Source organism: Streptomyces sp. NPDC006435 (assembly GCF_040612315.1).
Lineage (GTDB): Bacteria > Actinomycetota > Actinomycetes > Streptomycetales > Streptomycetaceae > Streptomyces.
Genome location: NZ_JBEXPY010000101.1, coordinates 1 through 6,012 on the forward strand (window position 1 = coordinate 1; position 6,012 = coordinate 6,012).

General features: G+C 70.8%; 5 protein-coding genes. 4 read left to right on the forward strand and 1 reads right to left on the reverse strand.

Annotated elements, in window-relative coordinates:
• Positions 1–224: 224 nt before the first annotated feature.
• Complete coding sequence (locus tag ABZZ04_RS39110) at positions 225–1,082, reverse strand: IclR family transcriptional regulator (protein ID WP_148837574.1); 858 nt, start codon at positions 1,080–1,082, stop codon at positions 225–227.
• A 291-nt stretch (positions 1,083–1,373) separates the two neighbouring features.
• On the opposite strand from ABZZ04_RS39110, the gene ABZZ04_RS39115 reads away from it, so the two are divergent.
• From ABZZ04_RS39115 to ABZZ04_RS39130, 4 genes are all read left to right on the forward strand, one after another.
• Positions 1,374–2,744 (forward strand): aspartate aminotransferase family protein, encoded by a 1,371-nt coding sequence (locus tag ABZZ04_RS39115; protein ID WP_356937004.1) that lies wholly within the window; start codon positions 1,374–1,376, stop codon positions 2,742–2,744.
• Positions 2,744–3,931 (forward strand): mandelate racemase/muconate lactonizing enzyme family protein, encoded by a 1,188-nt coding sequence (locus ABZZ04_RS39120; protein WP_356937005.1) that lies wholly within the window; start codon positions 2,744–2,746, stop codon positions 3,929–3,931. Before ABZZ04_RS39115 ends, ABZZ04_RS39120 begins: the two co-directional genes overlap by 1 nt.
• Positions 3,928–4,773 carry an amidohydrolase family protein gene (locus tag ABZZ04_RS39125; protein ID WP_356937006.1) on the forward strand — a complete coding sequence of 282 codons (846 nt, stop codon included), beginning with the start codon at positions 3,928–3,930 and terminating at the stop codon, positions 4,771–4,773. The genes ABZZ04_RS39120 and ABZZ04_RS39125 overlap by 4 nt, the downstream gene beginning before the upstream one ends.
• A gap of 243 nt (positions 4,774–5,016) precedes the next feature.
• A complete protein-coding gene (locus tag ABZZ04_RS39130; RefSeq protein ID WP_356937007.1) occupies positions 5,017–5,856 on the forward strand; it encodes an SDR family oxidoreductase in 840 nt (279 codons plus the stop codon).
• The last annotated feature ends 156 nt before the right edge of the window (positions 5,857–6,012 follow it).

Below are 6,012 nucleotides of genomic sequence, written 5' to 3' on the forward strand. Positions count from 1 at the left end.
GGGGCGGAACGCTCATGCGGACTTCGCCTTCCGAGAAGTGCGATAAGTGAGGGAGCGTTCCTGCGGGGGACTGCCATGAGGCGGATGGCTGAAAAGGGTCCGGTCATCGAGTGTCCGCGGCGCGATGGGCAGGCGCCGGAAGCGGACCGGATGGGGTAAATCGCCGGTGACGTGGGAGTGTCACCGGGGTTGGCAGGGAACCTACGACTGGTTGCGCCGTTTGGTCAAGAGCCGAATCCGTCGGAATGCGGTGTGTCGCTGTCGGATATGACCTGTCCCGGCTCCTCGACCCAGCCGAGCGAGACGCTGATCCGGCGGGCCGCGTCCCGGACCTGGCCGCCCAGTTCCTGGTAGCGCCAGGCCGGCAGGCCGAGCTTGAGGCCGGTGATCGAGACGGCCCCGGCGCACACCGAACGGTCGTCGAAGACCGGCGCGCCGATGCAGATGATCCCCTCGGCGTCCTCCTCGTCGTCCAGGGCGTAGCCGACCCGGGCGATGTCGCGCAGGTGCGAGAGGAAGGTCGCCGGGTCGGTGATCGTGCGGGAGGTGCGCCGGGGCAGCCCGAACCGCTCGACGACCGCGGCCGCCTCGCTCTGCGGCACGGCCGACAGCAGCGCCTTGCCCAGACCGGTGCAGTGCGGCAGCTCGCGCTGGCCCATCCGCAGGTCGAGCCGGACGCGCTGGTCGAGCTCGACCTGGTCGACCACGACCGCGTGGCCGTCCTCGGGCACGGCGAGCCGGGAGGCCATGCCGGTGGTGCGGGTGAGCTCGGTCAGCACGGGGTGGGCAACCCCGCGCAGCGAGACCTGGGAGCGGGCCCGGTCGCCGAGCCTGGCCAGGCTCATGCCGAGCCGGTAGCGGCGGTTCATGCCCTCGCCGTCGTCCGAGACGAGGCCGTAGGCGCGCAGGGTCTGGAGCATGCCGAAGGCGGCGCTCTTGGAGATAGAGCAGGCCTGGCCGACCTCCGTGACGCTCAGGCCGTTCCCCTGGGAGGGGGCGGCGAGCGCCTCGAGGATGTCCGCTGCCCTGGCCACGCTCTTGACCCAGTACTTCGGTTCTTCTGGGGCAGCACTGTTCGTCATGGCAGAACAGCCTAGTGCCTCCCGGGCGGGTGTACGGCGGTTCGCCTGTGAAGAAAGCGCGGAAACGGTCCTTCCGGTGCCTCCGGAGGGGTTGACCACCCCTGGTGCCGCACGTAATATCCAGGCACTGTTCTGCTCTACAGAACAGCGTTCGAAAAAGCGAAACGCACCACCCCGAACACCACGGATCACCCTCTTCCTGCGGCGACTGCCGGGCGGATGGCGCCAGGGACTCACGGGCCGGGCAGGGCCTGCGAAAACCGACGACTCTCGACGCAAGGAGCAAGCGATATGAGTTCAGGCCCGGTAGACAACGGATCCGGAGCCCGACTCGCCGAACGCGCCCGCCTGGTCGTGCCCGGCGGAGTGAACAGCGGGCAGCGCAGCGTTCCCGGACTGACCGACCTGGTCGTCACCGGGACCGACGGCGCGCGGTTCCGTACCGCCGACGGACGCGAGTACACCGACTTCCACTCGGCCTTCGGCCCGCCGCTGCTCGGACACAACGACCCCGACGTGGCCCGCGCCACCGCCGAGGCCGGTGCCACCCTCGGCCACATGGGCGTCGGCGTCACCGAGGGCGAGATCCTCCTCGCCGAACAGCTCGCCGAACTGATCCCGTCGATCGAGAAGGTGCTGCTCACCAGCACCGGCAGCGAGGCCACGTTCCACGCGCTGCGCGTCTCGCGCGCCGCCACCGGCCGCCGCCTGGTCGTCAAGTTCCAGGGCTGCTACCACGGCTGGCACGACGCGGTCAGCCTCAACGTCATCTCCGCGCCCGAGAAGGTCGGCGGCCACGACCCGATCTCGACCGGCATCCTGCCCGAGGTCCTCGAAGCCACCCTCGTCCTGCCGTTCAACGACAGCGAGGCCGTCCGCCGCGCCTTCGCCGAGCACGGCTCCGACATCGCCGCCGTCATCGTCGAACCCGTACCGCACAACGTCGGAGCGCTCCTGCCGTACCAGGAGTTCCTCACCACGCTGCGCGAGGAGACCACGAAGGCCGGCAGCGTCCTGATCTTCGACGAGGTCATCACCGGCTTCCGGCACGACATCGGCGGCTGGCAGAAGATCTCCGGCATCACCCCCGACCTCACCACCCTCGGCAAGGCCATCGCCAACGGCGCCCCCGTCGGCGCGATCGGCGGCCGCGCCGACCTGATGGACCTCTTCTCCACCCGCCCCGGCGCCCCCGCCTTCTTCGCCGGCACGTACAACGGCCACCCGTCCGTCGTCGCCGCGGCCCTCGCCACCCTGCGCAAGCTGCGCGAGGAGCCCGTCCACGAGCACGTCTTCCGGCTCGGCGAGCGGGTCCGCACCGAGCTGACCGCACTGTACGGGCGCCTCGGCGTCCCCGCCGTCGTCACCGGCTACGGCTCCGTGTTCGTCAGCTACTTCATGTCGGGCGAGGCCCCCCGCACCTACGCGGACCTGCTGAACAACGACGCCTCGCTGTTCGTCGGCTACCGCCGCAAGCTCCTGGAGCACGGCCTGTTCGAGCTGCCGCTCAACCTCAAGCGCAGCCACATCAGCTACGCCCACACCGACGCCGACGTGGACCGCCTCATCGAGGGCACCGAGGCCGCGGTCAAGGCCGTGCTCGCCGACGGCGGCGCCCGCGACCTGGAGAACACCTCCACCATGGGCGGGGCGACCCGCTGATGCTCACCGTCAACCGCACCCGCCCCGCGGGCCCCGCAGGCCGGATCACCCGGGTCGAGACCCTGATGCTCGGCACCTCCTGGCGCGACTTCGGCTACGTCCGGGTCCACACCGACGAGGGCCTGTCCGGCATCGGCGAGATCACCCACCCCTACCGGGTCGGCGAGGTCTGCGAGCTCACCGAGGCGATCGCGCGGCGCCACCTCATCGGCGCCGACCCCTTCGACGTCGAGGAGCTCTGGCTCCGCGTCTACCAGGGCGACTTCCTGCGCGGCGGCGACATGGGCGGCATCGCCCTGTCCGGCCTCGACCAGGCGATGTACGACCTGATGGGCAAGGCGCTCGGCGTCCCCGCCTACCGGCTGACCGGCGGCGCCTGCCGGGACGACGTACGCGTGTACGCCAACGGCTGGTACACCGGCGAACGCGAGCCCGAGACCTTCGCCGCCAAGGCCCGCGAGACCGTCGCCAAGGGCTTCACCGCCCTCAAGTTCGACCCCTTCGGACCCGGCCTGCACGAGCTGGAGCGCGCCGAACTGCGCCGCTCCGTCGACCTCGTGGCCGCCGTCCGCGAGGCCATCGGACCCGACGTGGACCTCTTCATCGAGGGGCATGCCCGGTTCGCGATGCCGACCGCGGCCCGGCTGGTGCGCGAGCTGGAGCCGTTCGACATCGGCTGGTTCGAGGAGCCGATGCCCTGGACCCACATCGAGCGCTACGCGGAACTGCGCCAGCGCGCCGCGTTCCCCATCTCCGGCGGCGAGCACTTCCACAACCGCTACGAGTACAAGCAGCTCTTCGCCACGAACGCGGTCGACATCATCCAGCCCGACCTCTCGATGGCCGGCGGATTCACCGAGGTCAGGAAGCTCGCCGCGATCGCCGACACCCACGGCATGCTCGTGGCCCCGCACAACTCCAACTCGCCGCTCTGCACCACCGTCTCGGTGCACGCGACGCTCGGCATCCCCAACTTCAAGATCCTGGAGACCTTCGACGGCCTCCTGGAGGACTACGTCTTCGACGCCCTCAAGGGCACCCTGCCGATCACCGACGGACGCATCGGCCTGCCGACCGCACCCGGTCTCGGCGTCGAACTCGTCGACGAGGTCTTCGAGGAGCACCCGCCCAGCCACCGCTTCTGGAACATGTTCGCGGACGGCTGGGAGAAGCGGAACCGGACATGATCGTCGACGTCCACTCCCACCTCTTCCGGCACAGCCACGACTTCACCGAGCCGTTCGAGTCGGACTCCGCCCGCGCCCACGCGGGCGAGGTCGACCTCACGGTGAAGTGGGAGGAGTACGCCGCCACCGCCCCCGAGGGCACCCGCACGATCGTCGTCGGGGGCAAGGCACGGCGCAGCGGCCTCTGGGTCGACGACATCGCCGTCGCCGCGTACGTCGGGGCCCACCCCGACCGGCTCATCGGCTACCTCTCGCTCGACCCCACCCAGCCCGGCTGGCAGGAAGAACTCCGGTACGGCCACCAGGAACTGGGCCTGCGCGGCATCAAGCTGATGCCGATGTACGCGGGCTTCGACCCGGCCGCCGAGGAGTACGACGAGCTGTACGCGTACGCCGAACGGCACGGCCTCCCGCTCCTGGTGCACACCGGCACGACCTTCGTGTCGAGCGCGCCGCTGGAGTGGGCGATGCCCCGCCACCTGGACGCGGTGGCCATCCGCCACCCCGAGCTGCGGATGGTCCTCGCCCACCTCGGCCACCCCTTCGAGGGCGAGTGCATCGCGGTCATCCGCAAGCACCCGCACGTGTACGCGGACATCAGCGCCCTGCACTACCGGCCCTTCCAGCTCTGGCACAGCCTGCGGCTGGTCCAGGACTACGGGGTCTTCGACAAGCTGATGTTCGGCAGCGACTACCCGTTCACGACGGTCGACGACTCGGTGAAGGGGCTGCGGGAGATCGCCCGCGTCCCCGGCATCCCCGGGCTGCCGCCGCTCGACGTGGACAAGGTGGAGGAGATCATCCACCGGCCGTCGCTGGAACTGCTGGGCCTGGACGGCTGATCCACCGTCCTTTCGAACCTGTCGGCACGGCGCCCGGGTCAATCCCCCTGCTCCCGGGCGCGGCCGACAGCCGGGCCGCCGCGCGATCCCAAGTGTCCCGGCGCGGCGGCCCGGACCTCTCCGGCCATCGGGACTCCTTTGCCCGGACCCGTCCGGCTGCCGGGACTCCTTCTCCCGGGCCCGTCCGGCGACCGGACCGGAACCCCTCCCGCCCCGTACCTCTCCGCCTGGAGGAACCCCGCCATGACCGCAGCCCTCCCGCCGCGCGGGACCGAGCGCTTCGACCTGACCGGCCGCACCGCGGTCGTGACCGGGGCCGCCCGGGGCCTCGGCCGGTCCTTCGCCATCGGCCTCGCGGAGGCGGGCGCCGACCTGGTGCTCGTCGACCTGCCCGGTGCCGAGGGCATCGACGCGACCGCGGCGGCCGTGGAGGCGCTCGGCCGGCGGTGCCGCACCTACGGGCAGGACCTCGCGGACATCGACGCGCTGCCGGGCTTCGTCGACACCGTGCGTGCCGAGGCCGGACCGCTGCACGTCCTGGTCAACAACGCGGGCACGGCCGCGCTGGAACGCTTCAACGAGATCACCCCCGCCAGCTGGTCGCACATCATGCGGGTCAACGTCGACGCCGTCTTCTTCCTCAGCCAGCGCGTCGCCGAGCACATGACGGCGGACTCGGTGCCGGGCCGCATCATCACCATCACCTCGAAGAACGCCCTGGTGGCCGAGGCCGGGCTGGCCCACTACAACGCCTCCAAGGCGGCCGCCCAGCTCCTCACCGAGACCCTGGCGGTCGAACTCGCCCCGCACGGCATCACCGCCAACACCCTGGCCCCCGGCATGGTCGAGACCCCCATCGACGGCGAGTTCCCCTTCGACCGGGAGGCCTTCGAGTCCGCGTACCGCGAGCGGATCCCGCTCGGCAGGTACGCCCGGCCCGACGAATGCGTGGGCGCCCTGCTGCTCCTCGCCTCGGACGCCGGGGCGTACCTCACCGGGGCGCGCATCGTCGTCGACGGGGGAGTGCTGGCCGACCAGATGCCGCGCATGCGCTTCATGCCGCCGTACCGCAACACGATCTGACCGGGGCCGGCCCCACCGAGCACGCATCGAGCACACCGAGCACACCGAGCACACACCGAGCACACATCGACACACGCATCGACACACGCATCGACACACGCATCGACAACGCGAGGAGCGTCTCCGCCATGTCCGTCCATGCCTCGTCCTCAGATT